The sequence below is a fragment of the Hymenobacter sp. R533113 genome (assembly GCF_056835965.1).
In genome coordinates this window covers 189,601-207,103 of the sequence record NZ_JAKWBD010000013.1, presented here as the reverse complement: position 1 = coordinate 207,103, position 17,503 = coordinate 189,601, and the positions used below count along the sequence as shown (strand labels likewise).

At 55.0% G+C, this 17,503-nt stretch carries 22 protein-coding genes; 17 read left to right on the top strand and 5 right to left on the bottom strand.

The genetic code is table 11. The features are described from left to right. The first annotated feature begins 48 nt into the window (after positions 1-48). The 3 genes from MKZ35_RS09860 to MKZ35_RS09850 are packed head-to-tail and all read left to right on the top strand — an operon-like array spanning position 49 to position 1,501. On the top strand, positions 49-279 hold the full coding sequence (locus tag MKZ35_RS09860; RefSeq protein WP_482513095.1) for a type II toxin-antitoxin system HicB family antitoxin: 231 nt from the start codon (positions 49-51) through the stop codon (positions 277-279). A 12-nt stretch (positions 280-291) separates the two neighbouring features. Continuing rightward, positions 292-486, top strand: coding sequence for a type II toxin-antitoxin system HicA family toxin (locus MKZ35_RS09855; protein ID WP_482513093.1), 195 nt, complete (start codon positions 292-294; stop codon positions 484-486). Between the two features lie 43 nt (positions 487-529). Beyond that, a complete protein-coding gene (locus tag MKZ35_RS09850) occupies positions 530-1,501 on the top strand; it encodes a deoxyhypusine synthase family protein (RefSeq protein WP_482513092.1) in 972 nt (323 codons plus the stop codon). Between the two features lie 84 nt (positions 1,502-1,585). On the opposite strand, the gene MKZ35_RS09845 is transcribed toward MKZ35_RS09850, so the two are convergent. Continuing rightward, positions 1,586-2,488, bottom strand: a complete 903-nt coding sequence (locus MKZ35_RS09845; protein ID WP_482513090.1) for a DUF3667 domain-containing protein — start codon at positions 2,486-2,488, stop codon at positions 1,586-1,588. Positions 2,489-2,619: 131 nt separating this feature from the next. Between MKZ35_RS09845 and MKZ35_RS09840 the strand changes: the two genes are divergently transcribed. From MKZ35_RS09840 to MKZ35_RS09805, 8 genes are all read left to right on the top strand, one after another. Beyond that, positions 2,620-3,039, top strand: coding sequence for a helix-turn-helix domain-containing protein (locus MKZ35_RS09840; protein WP_482513089.1), 420 nt, complete (start codon positions 2,620-2,622; stop codon positions 3,037-3,039). A gap of 72 nt (positions 3,040-3,111) precedes the next feature. Further along, the gene (locus tag MKZ35_RS09835; RefSeq protein WP_482513088.1) at positions 3,112-3,873 is read left to right on the top strand and encodes an SDR family NAD(P)-dependent oxidoreductase; all 762 of its coding nucleotides are present in this window, start codon (positions 3,112-3,114) and stop codon (positions 3,871-3,873) included. 201 nt (positions 3,874-4,074) lie between these two features. Beyond that, positions 4,075-4,335, top strand: a complete 261-nt coding sequence (locus MKZ35_RS09830; protein ID WP_482513086.1) for a hypothetical protein — start codon at positions 4,075-4,077, stop codon at positions 4,333-4,335. A 129-nt stretch (positions 4,336-4,464) separates the two neighbouring features. Then, positions 4,465-5,040, top strand: coding sequence for a Crp/Fnr family transcriptional regulator (locus MKZ35_RS09825; RefSeq protein ID WP_482513085.1), 576 nt, complete (start codon positions 4,465-4,467; stop codon positions 5,038-5,040). 63 nt (positions 5,041-5,103) lie between these two features. Further along, complete coding sequence (locus tag MKZ35_RS09820) at positions 5,104-5,643, top strand: carboxymuconolactone decarboxylase family protein (protein WP_482513084.1); 540 nt, start codon at positions 5,104-5,106, stop codon at positions 5,641-5,643. Between the two features lie 4 nt (positions 5,644-5,647). Beyond that, positions 5,648-6,112, top strand: a complete 465-nt coding sequence (locus MKZ35_RS09815) for a YybH family protein (protein WP_482513082.1) — start codon at positions 5,648-5,650, stop codon at positions 6,110-6,112. An 8-nt stretch (positions 6,113-6,120) separates the two neighbouring features. Next, positions 6,121-6,318, top strand: coding sequence for a DUF2798 domain-containing protein (locus MKZ35_RS09810; RefSeq protein ID WP_482513081.1), 198 nt, complete (start codon positions 6,121-6,123; stop codon positions 6,316-6,318). A gap of 2 nt (positions 6,319-6,320) precedes the next feature. Next, positions 6,321-6,524, top strand: a complete 204-nt coding sequence (locus MKZ35_RS09805) for a 2-hydroxymuconate tautomerase family protein (RefSeq protein WP_482513080.1) — start codon at positions 6,321-6,323, stop codon at positions 6,522-6,524. Between the two features lie 201 nt (positions 6,525-6,725). Here MKZ35_RS09805 and MKZ35_RS09800 read toward each other — a convergent pair whose 3' ends face one another. The 3 genes from MKZ35_RS09800 to MKZ35_RS09790 form a co-directional block, all read right to left on the bottom strand. Further along, on the bottom strand, positions 6,726-7,187 hold the full coding sequence (locus tag MKZ35_RS09800; RefSeq protein ID WP_482513079.1) for a hypothetical protein: 462 nt from the start codon (positions 7,185-7,187) through the stop codon (positions 6,726-6,728). A gap of 112 nt (positions 7,188-7,299) precedes the next feature. Continuing rightward, entirely contained in the window at positions 7,300-7,866 is a 567-nt protein-coding gene (locus MKZ35_RS09795; protein ID WP_482513078.1) for a 2'-5' RNA ligase family protein, read from the bottom strand. A gap of 122 nt (positions 7,867-7,988) precedes the next feature. After that, complete coding sequence (locus MKZ35_RS09790; RefSeq protein ID WP_482513076.1) at positions 7,989-8,456, bottom strand: DUF1572 family protein; 468 nt, start codon at positions 8,454-8,456, stop codon at positions 7,989-7,991. A gap of 244 nt (positions 8,457-8,700) precedes the next feature. Between MKZ35_RS09790 and MKZ35_RS09785 the strand changes: the two genes are divergently transcribed. Next, positions 8,701-8,853 (top strand): DUF2256 domain-containing protein, encoded by a 153-nt coding sequence (locus tag MKZ35_RS09785; protein ID WP_482513075.1) that lies wholly within the window; start codon positions 8,701-8,703, stop codon positions 8,851-8,853. 32 nt (positions 8,854-8,885) lie between these two features. Here the strand turns inward: MKZ35_RS09785 and MKZ35_RS09780 are convergent, their stop codons facing one another. Beyond that, entirely contained in the window at positions 8,886-9,758 is an 873-nt protein-coding gene (locus MKZ35_RS09780) for an HAEPLYID family protein (protein WP_482513073.1), read from the bottom strand. A 209-nt stretch (positions 9,759-9,967) separates the two neighbouring features. On the opposite strand from MKZ35_RS09780, the gene MKZ35_RS09775 reads away from it, so the two are divergent. The 5 genes from MKZ35_RS09775 (at position 9,968) to MKZ35_RS09755 (ending at position 17,182) form a co-directional block, all read left to right on the top strand. Next, a complete protein-coding gene (locus tag MKZ35_RS09775) occupies positions 9,968-11,230 on the top strand; it encodes an MFS transporter (protein ID WP_482513072.1) in 1,263 nt (420 codons plus the stop codon). A gap of 122 nt (positions 11,231-11,352) precedes the next feature. Next, positions 11,353-12,231 (top strand): DMT family transporter, encoded by an 879-nt coding sequence (locus tag MKZ35_RS09770; RefSeq protein ID WP_482513071.1) that lies wholly within the window; start codon positions 11,353-11,355, stop codon positions 12,229-12,231. Between the two features lie 404 nt (positions 12,232-12,635). After that, the gene (locus MKZ35_RS09765) at positions 12,636-13,385 is read left to right on the top strand and encodes a ferritin-like domain-containing protein (protein WP_482513070.1); all 750 of its coding nucleotides are present in this window, start codon (positions 12,636-12,638) and stop codon (positions 13,383-13,385) included. Positions 13,386-13,442: 57 nt separating this feature from the next. Further along, entirely contained in the window at positions 13,443-14,351 is a 909-nt protein-coding gene (locus MKZ35_RS09760; RefSeq protein WP_482513069.1) for a ferritin-like domain-containing protein, read from the top strand. Positions 14,352-14,527: 176 nt separating this feature from the next. Next, positions 14,528-17,182 (top strand): DUF5686 and carboxypeptidase regulatory-like domain-containing protein, encoded by a 2,655-nt coding sequence (locus tag MKZ35_RS09755; RefSeq protein WP_482513068.1) that lies wholly within the window; start codon positions 14,528-14,530, stop codon positions 17,180-17,182. Positions 17,183-17,503 lie beyond the last annotated feature (321 nt).

The following is a 17,503-nucleotide window of genomic DNA, read 5'->3' as shown; positions in this document are numbered from 1 at the left end:
CCGCCGCGAAAAACTGCCGTCATTAGCTGAGCACTAAACAATAACTCTATGGAAGCACAGGTATCATTCACGGCCGTATTCGAGGCAGCACCGGAGGGCGGCTACGTGGCGTACATCGAGGAGATTCCGGGGGCGAATACCCAGGGCGAAACGCTGGAAGAAGCGCGCCGGAATCTGCGTGAGGCACTGGAACTGGTACTGGACGTGCGCCGTGAGCTGGCGGAGGAGCAACTAGCCGGCCGAACAGTTATTCGGGAAGCTATACGTTTAGTGGCTTAACTATCCGGGCTAATGAAGCGGCGTGATTTGGTGCGGCATCTCGAACAAAATGGCTGCGTATTGAAGCGGGAGGGCGGCAATCATTCCGTCTTTATGCATCCGGAAAAGAAAACCCTAACGGCCGTGCCGCGCCACAACGAAATCAAAGATTTTCTGGTTGTTAAAATCTGCCGCGACCTGGAGATTACGGGGCCTTTCGGCCGGTAACGCCGCAAACGAATAACAAAAAACTAACTACGAACAACAAACAATGCAAGTCACTAATTTCCTTAAGCACCACTACCGCCATTTCAACGCTGCTGCCCTGATTGATGCCGCCGAAGGCTACAACAAGCATCTCGCGGAAGGTGGTAAAATGATGATTACGCTGGCCGGCGCCATGAGCACGGCCGAAATGGGCATCCAACTGGCTGAGCTTATTCGCCAGGATAAGGTGCAGATCATCAGCTGTACCGGTGCCAACCTGGAGGAGGATATCTTCAACCTGGTAGCCCACGACTTCTACGAGCGGGTGCCCAATTACCGCGACCTAACGGCGGCCGACGAGCAGGCTCTGCTGGAGCGCCACATGAACCGCGTAACCGATACCTGCATTCCCGAGGAGGAGGCCATGCGCCGCCTCGAGCACTCAGTATTGAAGTTCTGGGAGCAGGCCGATAAGGCCGGCGAGCGGTATTTCCCTCATGAGTTCTTCTACCAAATCCTGAAGTCGGGCGAGCTGGAGCAGTACTACCAGATTGACCCCAAAGACTCCTGGATGCTGGCCGCTGCTGAGAAAAACCTGCCCATCATCTGCCCCGGTTGGGAAGATTCCACCCTGGGCAACATCTTCGCTGGCCACGTTATTAGCGGTGATATCCAGAATGTACATACCGTGCGCACCGGCATCGAGTACATGATTTATCTGGCTGAGTGGTACACCAAGCAGGCCACGGACGAGAGCAAAGTAGGCTTCTTTCAGATTGGCGGCGGCATTGCCGGCGACTTCCCCATCTGCGTGGTGCCGATGCTGCACCAGGACCTGGGCCGCACCAGCGTGCCGCTGTGGGGCTACTTCTGCCAGATTTCGGACTCCACTACTTCCTACGGTTCGTACTCCGGTGCTGTGCCCAACGAGAAAATTACCTGGGGCAAGCTGGGCCAGGACACGCCTAAGTTCATCATCGAGTCGGATGCTACGATTGTGGCACCGCTGGTGTTTGCCATGGTGCTGGGGCAGTAGTTGTCCTCCTATGTTATTCATATAAAAAGCCCCTCGCTGTATTCAGCGGGGGGCTTTTTTACGTCGGTTGATGAGCATGCAAGCCTAGCGGGGTCGGGGCGCAACGGCTGGCTTAGTAGTACTGGCCTGCTTAGCAGCCCTGGCCTGTTGCTCCATCTGCTGCTTCAGGGCTTCCTTGAAAGTAGACCAGTTTACGGCGTAGGTAGTAATCACAATCACCAGCACGCAGACTATGTAGCCCAGCATGTAGGTCATGAAGCCGCACCACAGGCGGCGGGCCAGGCTTAGGGTAGTGTGCTTGAGCAAGCTGCCATAAGCCCAGGTGGCGTAGGCAACCACCGGCAGCATGAACAACATACTGGCGGTACCAATCTGTGGCGTGCCGCTATACGTGTACGTAACCGGCAGGTACAGCAAGGCAAAGAAGTTGATGATGGCCGTGATGAAGGCCGCAATGATCAGGCACTCGGCATAGTTGTAGCCGCCGCGCCGCAGAAACCACCGTGCAAACAGCGCCCATACCGGTACCATGGCCACGTAGCACCAGCTCATGTACTTCATGAGGAAGCCAGTGGAGGCTTGCTGCATCTTCCACACGGCCTCGGGCATAGTGGGGTCGCGGGGCGGCAGCATCTGAATGTGCAGCACCGACGACAGCAGCGCGTAAAGCCCCGTTATCATAAACAGCAGCGACAGCGGCCGGAAATGGTCGACACGCTTACCAGCTAGATACGCCCGAATGGTAAGCCCAGGGCGCCGTACCATCGTTTTCAGCGTGTACAGGATGCCCTTATCGACGTGCCAGATGGAGTGCAGGATGTCGTGCGGCATGTCGGTCATGGTGAGGCGGTGCGTATGGTGCGCATCCTGGCTGCAGCGGCCGCAGAACCTATCGGGTACCTCGTGGCCGCAGTTGAGGCAGTCCTTCGAGTGCTGGGTGGCAGTCGAAACGGTAGAAGCGGGGCTAATAGTAACTGTGGAGTGCATAGACAGAGTGTATGTATCTTGGAATAAGCGACATCAGAAATGAAATATATATAGTTAACCTGAGAATTTCTGCTTTTTCAGGTTGATTTGTTTCGTAAGCGCGCTACCTGTTTTCTGCTTAATTTGAATTTATGCTAACCACGCCCCTTCCCAAGAAAGTCCTGGCTCGCCAGCACGAGATAACCGCCGACTTGCTGCGTCTGATCGATGTGCACCTGGCCGATGTAGTAGCGGGGCGGGCTACTGAAATGCTGGAAATCAGAGACTTTGCCGATCAGCTGCACATTCATCCCACGCACCTGAGCAATACCATTAAGCTCACTACCGGCCACTCGCCTTGCTACTACTTCGAGGCACGTATCATGGACGTGGCCCGTGAGCAGCTCCGCGACCCTGGCCGCTCCGTGGCCGACATTGCCGCCGGCCTGACCTTTGATGCCTCCAACTTCACCAAGTTCTTTAAGCGCTTCGAGGGCTGCACGCCTAAGCAGTACCGGGAGCAAGTGTGGGCCGAGCAGCGCGCCGAAAAAACGGAAACACTCACCATTTAAACTGAAACTGTCACCATACTTCCGGCCGCAAGACAGGTCACCTTTGTGTTATTAACCTAGCAACACAAAGTAATGAGCACAAATAAGATAGCCCTCGTAACCGGCGGCAGCCGGGGCCTCGGCCGCAATACCGCCCTCCAACTCGCCCACGCCGGCCACGACCTGATCCTTACTTATCGTAGCAAAGAAACGGAAGCTAGCGAAGTAGTAAGCCAAATAGAAGCCCTGGGCCGTAAGGCCGTTGCCCTACAACTCGACACCAGCATTACCGCTTCTTTTCCAGCATTTACTCAGGCCATCACCCAGCACCTACAGCAGCACTGGAACCGCAGTAACTTCGATTTTCTGATTAACAACGCCGGCATCGATGCTTCGTCGCTCTTCGCCGAAACAACCGAGGAAGACTTTGATAACCTGCTGAATGTGCACTTCAAAGGCGTATACTTCCTTACGCAAAAGCTCCTGCCGCTCCTGGCGGATGGGGGCGGTATCGTGAATTTTTCGACGGGCTTAGCGCGCTTCACTACACGGGGCTACGCGGCCTATGCCTCCATGAAAGGCGCCGTCGAAACCCTGACCAAGTACATGGCCAAAGAGCTGGGCAGCCGCGGCATCCGGGCCAACGTGGTGGCGCCCGGCATCATCAAAACCGACTTTACGGCTGCCGTTCGGGAGGCATACCCGCAGCTGGAGCAGTACATGTCGGCTAACACAGCTCTGGGTCGCATTGGGGAGCCCGACGATGTCGGCGGCGTAGTAGCCTTTCTGTGCTCCGACGCAGCCCGCTGGGTGAATGCCCAACGCATTGAAGCCTCGGGCGGCTACTCGCTGTAACTCATAAAACCACGTAAAAAAGCCCCCCAGAATATTTCTGGGGGGCTTTTTTGTTGGTAGTATCTTGTCTGGACATGGGTTGACACTTTCTCTGAAGTCATCATGTAAGTATCCGAGGAAAAACGAGTTGGGCATAGTTAGCGCGACTACAGCCTGGCCTTTAAGTTAGCCGTGATGGGTGGGCGAAGTCGGCCGTGAGGAGTGGAGTTGCAAGCAAACTCAGCGGCGCTACGGTATTTAGGGCCACAGCATGGTCGCGACCTGGTGCCGCAAACACGCCACGCACTTTCTTACCTTGCAGCCGGCGGAGCACATTTTCCTGGGCCTACCCGCCGCCGTGGAGCAGGCCCCAGCACTACGTATCAAGGAATTGAAATTGAGTTGCGCGACCTCAAACGCCAGGACGAAACTCGGTTAAAAGACGAGCAGGAGAAGAAGTTCTTGTTGCATACGATGCGGTAGGTGGGGGGAGGATCAGAAGGACCTCTCATTGCCAAAAAAGCATTGCCCACGGCCGTCCAAAATGTGGTAGATGCCTATTTGAACAAAAGCAGAACCCCAGCCAAGTACATTCCTACGCCCCCGTATACTATGTTGCTCCCCGATTTGCCAGTGCCTGCCGAAGAACTTGATTTTTTCACAGCTCACGCCCATCAACTCGTACTCAAGAAGGGCGAATTTTTTCTGCAGCCTGGCACTGTGTGCGACAAAATTGGGTGGATCGAGGCCGGGCTGCTGCGCTCCTACGTCGCGGCTGATGCCAAGGAGTACAACGTCGAATTTTACTCCGAAGCCCAGTTCGCCTCGGCCTTCACGAGCTTTCTCACTCAACTACCTACCGAATGGGCCATTCAGGCGCTGGAGGATACGCACGTACGGGTAATTTCGGCCCGCTTGCTGGCGCAACTGTACCAGCGGCATCCGGGTTGGGTGGAGTTTGGCAAACACATCTTCGAGCTGCAAACCCTTAAGAAATGCCAGCGCGAAAAGTCGCTGATCCGCGACAACGCCACCGTGCGCTATGCGCTGTTCCGGGAAGAGTACGCCGCTGTCGAGAACCGCTTGCCGCTGCTGCACGTGGCCTCTTACCTCGGCATCGAGCCCGAAACACTGAGCCGCCTCCGCAAAAAGTACTTTCTTGATGTACATCAAGGTGCGGGCAGATAAGGTAGCGGACCTTTGGCTCAACGAAAGCACCCAAGGGGTGCTGCCATTCTTAGCCTGTCAATTATGACCCCACTCTCCGTCCCCACGCGCGACCAGGTGTCCGCGCCCAATCAAGCCTTATTCGATACGCTGCAGCAAGGAATGGGTTTTGTGCCCAACATGTACGCGTTCATGGCTCACTCCCCCACCGCCCTGGCCGATTATCTGGCTCTGCAAAACCGCAAAAGCTCCCTGCGCGGCAAAGAGCGGGAAGTCATCAACCTAGTGGTAAGCCAGCTGAACGGGTGCCGCTACTGTCAGGCAGCCCACACCGTGGTAGGCAAGATGCAGGGATTTACCGACGCGCAAATCCTGGAAATCCGCACCGGGACAGCGGCTTTCGATGGGAAGTTGGACGCGCTGCTTCAGTTGGTGAAAGCCACCGTGGTCAGCCACGGCCACCCCAATGCAGCCGTGGTGGAAACCTTTTTCGCGGTGGGGTATACAGCGGAAAGCCTGGTGGACGTCGTCATGGTCATCGGCGACAAAACCATCACGAACTACTTGCACGGCCTTGCCAACGTGCCCATCGATTTCCCGCTGGTTTCAGAAATTACCGCCTAGCATCATGCAGCCGATTACGATTCCCATCACCGGCACAGAAACCTCGGCTACCCTGGCCCAAGAAGAGCTGCAAGCCTTGGTGCGCTTTTACAAAGCTTTCAACGAGCGTAGCCTGCCGCTGATGCAGGATGTCTGGCTCACGACCGAGGGATGCTCCATGGATAACCCCATCGGCGGTATTCGCCGGGGCTGGGCCGACATTGCCAGTGGCTACGAGAAAATATTTCATGGCTCGGCGGAGATGTACGTAGAGTTCTACGATTACTCCCTGCACGTCACCGAGCAGATGTTTTTCGCCACCGGGCGCGAACGGGGCCACTTCCGACTCGGCGCCACCCAACTCGACTTGGCCATCCGAACCTCGCGCGTCTTTATCCGGCACGCCGGCCACTGGAAGCAGATTCACCACCACGGCTCCATCGATGACCCAGCGCTGCTACAGGCGTACCAGTCCGCCGTATATCGTTAGAGAAGCCCGTGGCTCCCAACCTCAAGCCCACGATCCTGACGGCCGCCGTAGTGACGTCCTACATTACGTTTGTGCTGATTAGCGTGAATATTGGCTGGACGGAGCATTTCTGGTGGCTCTGGCTGCGCTCCTGGCTGATAGCTTGTACCTTGGCCGTACCGTCGTTGCGGTACGTAGCCCCACTCATTCGCAAATACATGAAATAGCTATGCCGTACGTCAATATCAAAATCACCAAAGACGGCGCTACTGCCGAACAAAAAAGCGCCCTAATAGTCGGGGTGACGAAGCTGCTCCAGGAAGTACTTAATAAAAACCCAGCAACAACATTCGTCATCATCGACGAGGTGGAAACCGACAACTGGGGCATCGCCGGCGAATCGGTGACGAGGCGCCGGAGCAAAGCGCAGTAGCATAAAGGGCTGCGCGGTAGTTAATGCTTTCTACCGAATACGCATGGCGGCAAACGCGGCGGTGCGGTAGCGAAATAAGGTAGGCTGCCATTGTCCGGTGCGTCGCTTGGGCAGGTTCGCCTTTCTCTTATGATCAATCAAAAACCACAAGTCCCCGACTACATCAATAGCCGGGGACTTGTGGTTTTAGAGGCGGCCACATTAGATGCGGAACAGTGGCCGCTCGGGGTTCCAGATGCCCCACGGAATCATGAGCAGTACGAGCACCAGGGCCACAGCAAACCAGATGAACGCCTTCTTATGCTTGGATACCGGATTGATAGTCTTTTTGGAAAGTGAGCGACCTACTTGCGCAATAATGACCGCCAGAATCATGGTAGTGATGTGCTCGACGCCCCAAAAGCGCAGCTCCGGATTCTTCATGGCAGCGCCCATATTCTGGGTAGCGGCTTGGGCTACCGGGCTCAGTCCGAAGTATAGAATCAGGCCCAGCAGCAGCTGCAAGTGCATGGAGCCCACGAAGGCGGCAGCCATGCCATTATCGGCACCAAGGTAAGGGCGACGGTTCTGCCAGCCCACGAAGGCCCGATACAGGGCAATGAGTCCGAAAATAACCACCAGCCAGCGCGACCAGGAGTGCAGTGCAAGTACAGCAGGATACATAGCGAAAAGGGAATGTGAAGCGGTAAAGGTCGGCAGTGGGAGCGAAAATGCCGCGCTGGGGGGCAAATTGTTGGTTGGTGCTCTTTCTTAAATGGTTGCTAAAAAGCACAAGCTAAAAAAGCAGAGGTGCTTTCTCATTTTTATGCCCCTCAAATCCGAAGACTTTTTCCTGCACGAACTGCTCGCCTTCCTGCCGCAGAATAGCGATGTTGTTGATATTGAGACGTAGGTTAAACGTCTCTTCGTTGAGGTGTTGCAGCACCGGCCCGAGTAAGTCCGGCGAGGTATCGTGCAAGGCCAGGGAAATATGCGGCATCCAGCAGTCGGGGCCGCTGAACTTGTCGGTGCGCAGGCAAAGCGGGGCGGTGGCGTTCACGATGCGCATATGCAGCTGGTTGAGGGCATCGGAGCGCAGCACCGGAATGTAGATAACCGGATTGGGGCCCGGAAACACGCCCAGGCCCGTGGTAAAGGCCGGAAACGGCTTGGTAGTACGGGCCACATCGCGCAGCACGGCCTTGAGCAACGACAGCTTGCGCACCCCCGCCAGCTGGTAGGTGATGTGCGGATCGGCGGTGGCCTGCACGTCGTCGAGGCCAAATTCCGTTTCCAGCCCTTTAATGATGCGGTTGATGCGCGCCGCGTTGGGCGGACTGAGCAGGGTAGTTATTGCGAGCATACGTCCCTAAACTAGAGAATCTTGCGTAGGGTTTGCACGGGCCCGCACTTGCTGCGTGAAGTTTTCGCTTTGCCCGCGTGGCACACTCAAGTTTTGCCACTCTGTTCCCCGAATTATCTTGGCTAACTGCACCAGCTGACCCACGTGCGAGCTATAGTGCGCCACCTGCCGCTGCAAAGCCGCCAGCACTGAGTGCGCCTCCCCCGAATAGTAACGGTGCGCAGCAAATCGCTGGGCTGCAAGGTAGTCAGCAGATCAAGCAGGAGTTGCCAGGCCTCGTCCCATTGCTGCCGCAGAGCCGGAACATAGATGGCTGCGGGCGTGGTTGGCTCCTCAAATTCCTGGTCTCGGCTCCGGAAAGGCTTTTCGCCATCGGTAGTCAGGAAGTCGGTGAAGCGGGAGCGCAGGTTGCCTACCATGTGCTGCACAATGACGGCGGCACTATTGGAGCCGGGAGCGGGGCAGTAAAGCCATTCAGCAGGCGTAAGCTGCGCCAAAGCGCGGTCAGCCAGCGTTTTATACTGAACAAAGTTGTGGCGCATATTGGCCAGCACAGCTTGGCCCAGCGTATCATTTGGCAGCAGCGACATAGTGGTAGAAGTCAGAGTATAATGACTACTAGATTACAAAAAAGGCAGCCTATAAGCACGGCAAGCCTTTTAGTTTTTTGTTGGAAAAGGAGAAGTAGCTAAATATTGTTGCCGAGGCGAGTGAGAGCGGGGGTGAGAAGCCTGCTAAGGGCTGAAATGCCCCCTATAGCCTTTGATTGCGCTGGTCCGCCTTTAACTATTCAGTTGGCTTCGGTGTTGCTTCACCACATTTTACTTTCATCTCATGCTGCCGGCCAAACTTACCAAAGGCAATCTGCCTACGAAGATCTGTGCCACCTGTGGGCGGCCTTTCGAGTACCGCAAAAAGTGGCGCAACTGCTGGGACGAAGTGAAATACTGTGGTGAGAAATGCCAGCGCAATAAGCACAGGAACTAGGCGTAGAAAGAAAGCCAAACCCGCAGGCGCTATTATTTGTGCTTGTGGCCGGGCTCGTAGATGAGGCGCACAAAGGAGCTGAGTCGTTGCTCCTCCCGCCGTACCGGAATGCCCCCCACAATACCTATGAGCAGATTATCGGCAATACCCACGCGCATCTGGGGCCGGATGGTCATGTCAAAGTCGCCGTGCCGCCATTCTTTGTTAACCTCGACGCCCAGAAAGTTGCGGGTGCCTGGTATCATGTAATGAAAGCTGGAGTTGAGCTGATACGACCATTCGGTGCGGCCCGTGGCAAAGTGCTGGTCGGCGATGGGGCCGGTATAAATCAGGGAGTGATAATTGTCGCCCCAGCGCTTAGCCGCGACAAAAAAGGGACTGTACACATTGCCCGTGATAAACTTACGATTCAGCTCCCGAAACTCATTCATGGTCAGCTCATTAATATAGCCCACTGCCATCGACGTCTTCAGCTTCTCCGACACGAAAAATGAGTACTGAAAAGCGGTTTTCAGACCATTGATTCTGTTGCGGGGCTGCCCCACATCAGCCTCTTGAGTGCCGGAGTAGAAAGTCATGGGCACTTCTACTTCCAGCCCTAAGCGGTTGAGAGGCGCCCACTCGTATTCTACCAACAATTCGTAGCTGTCATAACGCAGGTTATCGGTCAGGCCCGCGCCCACATTCCACTCACTTTCCCCTTTTCTGGCGCCCAGGTCGCGGATAAGGTCAACGAACAGAGGCTCGGCGTGCAGCACTTTGTCTGGCTCCTGCGCATCTTCTATTTCCTGCACGTAGAGGCTGTCGAGCGAGTTGCTGGTAGGTTCGATGGGCTCGATTTGCTGAGCCAAAGCCGAAGGCGCAATCAGGAAGAAAACCGACAAAAGCAGACAAAGGAATTTCATAAGAGTAGTAGATTGACAAAGCCGCCGGCGCACAAAAACGTTGCCGCTGACCTGACAAGCCACTATTTTTAATCGCCTTTTAACAAGAAGCTGCCATAACCATTTCTACTCAAGTACGAGCTGACGGCGAAAGTAGCGTGCGCCTTAATAGCTAATGAGTCAAGACTTACTCTATACCAGCAGCGATACTTATTCCCACCCTTATTCCTTTGAAAAATAACCGCCGCGCCGTGGCGCTTTTGTTTACGGCCAACGCTATTTCCGGCTTTGCCCAAGGCATCACGATGCTGGCCGTGCCTTGGTTTTTTGCTCGCCAGGGCGCTTCCAGCACCTTCAACTTATTGTACGGCCTGGTCACGTTTGCCTCCTTGTTCTGGGGCATGTACGCCGGCGCTTTAGTGGACCGTTTCGACCGTAAGCGGGTTTTTCTGGCCTCGAACGTGGTGGAAGGAGTTGTGCTGCTGTCCGTGGCCAGCTATGGCTTTGCCACGGGTGGGGTGCCGCTGGGGGGCATTTTGCTGGCTTTTACTACCACCGTTTTTGGCTACGGTATTCACTACCCCAACCTCTACGCTTTTGCCCAGGAAATCAGTCTGCCCAAAGACTACCCGCGCATTACTTCCGTCATCGAAATTGTGGGACAGTCTACGTCGGTGGTGAGTGGCGCGTTGGCGGCCCTGTTGCTGGAGGGCTTGCCCGTGGGCCAGACGTACAATCTGTTTGGGATGCAGTTGGCCTTGCCTTTCTCCCTGGAAGCCTGGCCTTTGCACCAGATATTTCTGCTCGATGGCATTACCTACGCCGTGGCCGTTGGGCTCATTGCCTTCATTCGCCACCAGCCCGTTATTCACACCCAGGTAGAATTGGGCACACTCTGGAAACGCTTGCGCACCGGCGTTACCTATTTGCGGGAGCACCGCGCCGTGTGGGTTTTCGGCTTGTTCTCCTTTTCAGTATTCGTGGGGTTGCTGGTAAGCCTGAACGCGCTGATGCCCTTGTATGTACACAACCATCTGAAAGCCGGCGCGGCCGTGTTTGGCGCCGCCGAGGTGGCTTATGCCGCCGGTGCCCTGAGCGCGGGTCTTTTCGTACGGCGGGTGTTCCTGCGCCACCCCACGCTGCGCTCCGTCATCGTGCTGATGCTGATAGCTGGCGTTAGCTTCGGCGTGGCCGCGGCTACGCGGTCGGTGGGACTGTTTTTGGCGTTTTCGCTGGTTCTGGGCTTTACCAATGCCGGCACGCGTATTCTGCGGGTGAGCTACCTATTCGTGCATGTACCCAATGAGGTAATCGGGCGGGTAAACAGCATTTTCAACGTCGTGAACGTGCTGCTGCGGACCGGTTTTATCCTGCTATTTTCTCTGCGGTTTTTCACGCTGGGCTCCAATATAGCCTGGGGCTATGCCTTGCTGGGGGGCTTTATTGTGGCTTCCGCTGCCGTGCTGCTGGTGCGCTACCGCGAACTGATTTAACGTTTATCAATTAACATTTAACAATGAGCACAATGCCCCCCAAGATGCTTCATAAGCGTCTAGGAGCATTTCGCGTAATTGCTCATTGTTAAATGGTGGTTGTTAATTGATAAATGTTCTTTATGCCGCTTACCCAGGGTGCCCGCTATCTGTTGCTCTCCACACTGTTTTTCGCGCTCATGAATGTGTGCGTGAAGCTGCTGCCCCACTTGCCCGCCCTCGAAATCATCTTGTTTCGGTCGGTTATCTCTATTGTTATCAGCTATACAACCCTCCGCCTGCTGCATGTTTCGCCCTGGGGTTCCAACCACTTCTTTCTCATTGCGCGAGGTACTACCGGGGCGCTGGCCCTCATTCTTTACTTTTGTACACTCCAGCAAATGCCCCTGGCTACGGCCGTCACCATTCAGTATCTGGCGCCCATTTTTACCACGATGCTGGGCATTTTCATTGTGAAGGAGAAGGTGAAGGCCTGGCAGTGGGCGTTCTTCCTGCTGTCGTTTGCCGGCGTGCTGGTAGTGGAGGGAGTGGATACGCGCGTCGATCCGCTGTACTTGGCGCTAGGCGTAGCCTCGGCGATTTTCTCGGGCTTTTCCTACAACTCTATTCGGCGCTTGAAAGGCCGGGAGCATCCGTTGGTCGTGGTATTCTACTTCCCTATGGTGGCTTTGCCCATTGCCGCCGTGTACTGCCTGTTCAATTGGGTGCCGCCCCAGGGCCTCGACTGGCTGTGGCTGGGTCTCACCGGTGTATTGACCCAGGGCGCCCAGGTATTTATGACCAAAGCCTACCAGGCCGAAAAGCTCTCCAACGTAGCCAATCTCAACTACATAGGTATTCTGTATGCGTTGGGCTTAGGCTTCGTGTTCTTTGGCGAGGCATTCCGCCCTGAAGTTTACCTGGGCATGGGCCTGGTACTGTTGGGCGTGGTACTCAATACGTGGTACGTCCGTCGCCATCGTTCCGTGCTGGAAGCTCCGGTAGCCGAACCTGTGGTCTGAAGCTTGCTGGGGGGCATTTTTCAGGTTATAGTACAGGTCGACACGTTATAGAATTGTAAGTCAATCGCTTAGGCTGTTTATAAAATCAGTTTTCTGAAATAAGGCAATTGGTTTTATACTATCTGTGGTATTATACCGTAGCGTACACCGGGCTCTTGTTGGCGTGTAGCAGCATATATCAGGAGCCAAGGAAAGTAATAGGTTGGCTTTTACACATACACTTTTTTTAAACTAAGTTTTGCACACTTAGAATGCAAACGTTATAGAAATAGTATCATGTTTTAACGTAATAAATACTTATTTGAATGATATTAGTACGCATTATTAGGATTTGCTAAATACGAATGCAATCTTGACTACGTATAGAGATAATCAAAACTTTTCACCCATTAATCCAAAACACTATGTCCAAACTCACCCACAAGACCCCCGAAGCAGAAAATGCTCAGGAGGAAGTAATGGTGCCTTTGCAGCGCCGTTCATTTTTGCGTTATTCTGGGGCTGGCTTAGCCTTGACTGGTCTTGTGCTGGCCGGTTGCGACGACGACAGACTCAATGACATTTTCAAGCAGGTTGACAAACGGAGTGGCCTTGTCAATGTAGGCACTGGCGATTTTGGTATTTTAAACTATGCCTACGCTCTGGAGCAGCTAGAAGCTGCTTTCTACGCTAAAGTATTGGAGGGGTATTACTATCTCAACACATCGAAAGGCGAAAGAGTAATTCTTAAGGACATAGCTGACCACGAAAGAATTCATAAGGATTTTTTCAAAGCCGCTATCAAAGCTGCTGGTGGCATGCCCATCAAAGATCTGACTCCTAACTTTTCTTCTGTCAACTTTTCTAGCCGGGCTAGTGTGCTAGGCACTGCCAAGGCTTTCGAAGATCTAGGCGTATCGGCTTACAATGGCGCTGGTAAGCTCATCAGCAACCCTGCCTATCTGACTATTGCCGGTAAAATTGTTTCGGTTGAAGCTCGCCACGCGGCCCTCATTCGTGATATGATACAGAATGGCACCTTCGTTGGTCCCGATGTAGTAGACCCTTCCAATGGCCTGGAAAGATCGAAGTCGCCTGCTGAAGTTGCGGCCATCGCCAATACTTTCTTGGTGGAAGGCTCGAAGATCGACGTTAGCAATCTGCCCAAAGACTAAGCTGGGCTAAGCTGAGTCTACACATCCATTCTTTGTATCGCCAAAAAATCTTACTCCATGAATATTCTTAAAATCATTACCGAAATCGAGAAAGTAGATCCAGAAGTCTACGAGCGCCTCGACCAACGCCGCCAAATGTTCAAGCATTTTGCTGGTTTCGGCAAAAAGCTCGCCGTGGCCGCCGTGCCGCTGGCTATGGGCTCCATGTTCCAGAAGGCTTACGGCCAATCTGGTGGGCTCAGCACGCAAGTTCGGGACGTTCTGAACTTCGCTCTTAGCCTGGAGTATCTGGAATTCTACTTCTACGATATGGGCCTGAAATCAGCGGGTCTGAACGCTGGTCTCACCGGACAGAACCGGGCCGACATCAACACCATTCTTGTTGACGAGCGTGCTCACGTCAATTTCCTGCGCACCGTACTCGGTAGCTCGGCCATTGCCGACCCAACTGCCAATGCTTACGACTTTACTGGAGCTAAGGGTGGCACACGCGCTGCGCTGTTTCCTGATGTATTCAGCAATGTTGGTACCTTCTTAGCGGTATCGCAGGCGCTTGAAGACACGGGCGTACGCGCTTACAAAGGCGGTGCTCCGCTGCTGATGAGCAACAATACGGTACTGGAAGCCGCACTGAACATTCACTCCGTAGAAGCCCGTCACGCATCTCATCTGCGCACCATGCGGCGCGGCGGCCCACAGGCCGAGCCCGGAATAGGAACTCTCAATGCTATGCCCGCCAGCTGGATTGAAGGCACTGACAACGGCGGTCCGGCACCCGCGGCAACGGCGGCCGTCTACGGAGCCGGCAACCCAGCCAGCTTATACCCCAGCGAAGCCAACGTTGTTCACGCCGGCATCAATGTTCAGGGGCTTAGCCAGGTATCACCATCGGAAGCCTCTGAGGCCTTCGACGAGCCTCTGGATATGGGAACAGTACTTGCCATTGCTGGCAACTTTATCAAATAAGCGAGAATATATTTCGCTTACTTTAGCAAAGGACAGCCCATTGGGCTGTCCTTTTTTGTTTTAAACGAGGCAAACTTTAGCGAAACCATACCCTACTCCGGTGGATTGTAAAAGCTCTGGGCAACCTTATTACTCCAGAATCTATCTACCTTGACGAAGTCTGAACTATTCGCCCAATGCGCCCCTATCTACTTTTTGCTGTAGTCTTATGTAAGGCTATCCTGTTAACTTCAATAAGCAGCTACGCCGGTATCATCCGGGGCCGGGTGACGGATGCGCAGGGAAGCGCGCTGGCGTATGCCAACGTGGCGGTACGCACCACCGCTACCAGCACCGCCACCAACGAGCAGGGCGATTATCAGCTAAAATTGCCCCCCGGTCGCTATGAGCTAGTGTTTCAGTACGTGGGCTACAAGCCCCGCACTGAAGCCGTGCAGGTAGCCGGCGGCGACACGCTGACGGTGCTCAACGTGAGCTTGCAAACCGAGACGTATAAAGTGGGCGAAGTGCTGGTGCGCTCCACCGACCGCGACCCGGCGTATGCGCTGGTGCAGCACGCCATTCAGTGGCGGCGCTACCACCGCTCGGAGGTGGCTGCTTTTTCGGCTCGCACGTACATTAAAGCCATCATTCGGCTTACCGATGTGCCCGGTAAAATTTTGGGCATTATCAAGACTGATCCTAGCCTGAAGCCAGGCGTGGTGTACTTGTCGGAGTCGGTGTCGGAGCTGTCGTTTCGCCAGCCGGGCCAGGTTCGGGAGCGCATGATTTCCTCGCGGGTGAGCGGGAGCAGCAAGGGCTTTAGCTTCAACCGAGCGTCGGGGCGCAGCTTTAATTTCTACGATAATCTCATTCAGTCGGGATTTTCAGAGCGGGGCTTTGTATCGCCTATTGCCCAGAATGCTATGCTATTCTACCGCTACGAGCTAGTGGGCACCAGCACCCAGGATGGGCGGCAAATTCACAAAATCCGCGTTACGCCCCGGCGCCGAAACGATCCGGCTTTCTCGGGCTTTATGTATCTGGTCGATGGTACTTGGCGTTTGCATAGCCTGGAGTTAAGCTTAAGCCAAAACTCGGGCATTGAGTACGTGGAGAGCATTCGCATCGCTCAGCAGTTTGCGCCCGCACCGGGGCCATCGGATGTGTGGGTAATGCAGTCGCAAAAAGTAAACTTGGTGGGGGAGGGCTTCGGGTTTAAAGGCAACGGCTCCTTCAACGCCATCCTGTCCAACTACCGCGTTACGCCTACTTACCCCAACCGCCCGGATGAGAAAGTAGTAGCCGCCGCGCCCGCGGCGCCCGACGCCACGCCCGCGCCCGTGGGCCGCGAAACCGTAGCCGAGGTCAAGAAGCAGCGCCCCGAATTGGGGGGCATTTCGCGCCAGTTGCGCAAGCAAACCAAGCTGGCCGACCAGCAACTGGAGCAGCAGGCCCGCGAAGCCGGTATTGAGCCGTTGGCCAAAGGAGAGGTGATGCGCGTGGAAGAAGGAGCCAACGAGCGCGACTCAGCCTATTGGGCCCAAATCAGACCCATTCCGCTCACCGACGAAGAATCCCGCGACTACCAGGTAAAGGACAGCACGGAAGTCATAAAAAGGTCGCGGCCCTACCAGGATTCGCTGGACCGCAAGCGCAATGAAATAGAGCCGGCCGAAATACTCCTGACGGGCTACGAGTATTCCAACTCGTTCCGGCGGCGCACCGTGCGCCTGGAGCCTATCTTCAACACCTTGCAGTACAGCACCGTGGAGGGCGTTATTGTGAATGCGCAAGCCACCTACACCCAGCGCTTCGAGGACCGCCGCAATTACTCTTTCACGCCAACCTTGCGCTATGGCTTCGCGGCCAAGTTGTTCAGTCCGAGCCTATCGGGCGGCTATACCTATAAGCCGCTTTCGTTTAGCCGCATAGGCTTTATCGTCGGCCGCACCATTGAGAATTTTGACCCCGCCAGCCAACTTACCCCGTTCATTAACACCCAGTACACGCTGGTGCGCAACACCAACTACGCCAAATACTACCAGCGCGACGGGGGCGAAATCAACTTCCGCACCGAGCTGGTCAATGGCCTCACATTGCGCACCGCCCTCGGCTACGCCGACCGCCACGAGCTGCAAAACGCCACCATAAAAACCATCGTGGACGTGCCCGGCCGCGCCTTCACGCCCAATGATCCGATAAACGAAGAATTGTCCAGCGGCACCAGCTTCGGCCGCAACCAGTCGCTAACGGCCTTTGCCGAGCTGCTCTGGCAGCCGGGGCAGCAGTACATTGTTCGGCCGACGGGCAAGTTCAACCTGGGCTCCAAGTACCCAACCTTCCGGCTGGGGCTACGTCAGGGTTTCAGTGGCATACTTGGCTCCGATGTGCGCTACTCGCGCCTGGAAGGCGGCCTGCGCAAGACCCTGGAGCTGGGGCTTTTTGGCGAAAGCAACCTCGACCTGACCGTGGGGGGCTTTTTGGGTCGGCCCCAGCTCTCGTTTATGGACTACCGCCACTTCGCCGGCAACCAAACCATTTTCGCCGCCGACTTCAGCCAGTTTCAGCTGCTCGACTACTACAATTTCAGCACGCGCCGCAGCTACATTGAGGGCCACTACAACCACCATTTCAACGGCTTCTTCCTCAACAAAATACCCCTGCTGCGTCGCCTGAGATGGCAGGAGGTTGCTACGTTAAACTACCTGCGTACGCCCAACGTGGGCCACTACGTAGAGCTCGGCGCGGGCATCGAGCACATCTTTAAACTGTTCCGGGTGGATGTGTATACCGCCCTACGCTCGGGCCAGAAGCTCGATACCGGCATTCGGATTGGGGCTGGTTTTTAGAGCTCTTCATGTTAATATAGCCGGTCATGCAGCGCGCAGCGCAGCATATCGCTCGCGGTCATTGCCACAACTATATGTCATGCTGAGCTTGTCGAAGCATCTCTACTGCTTCGTTGCTGCATCATTGATTACTAACCAGTAGAGATGCTTCGACAAGCTCAGCATGACATATAGTGTGGAGGAGATATATGGGTATTGGCCAATTCAGTGCAGATAGTAGGCTAATTACTTTCGCGACCACCGCTGGCGAGATGCTTTGCTTTGCTCTGCATGACGTGTCAACATCCAAAGCACAAATGATTCACGCCTTTCCACCTACGT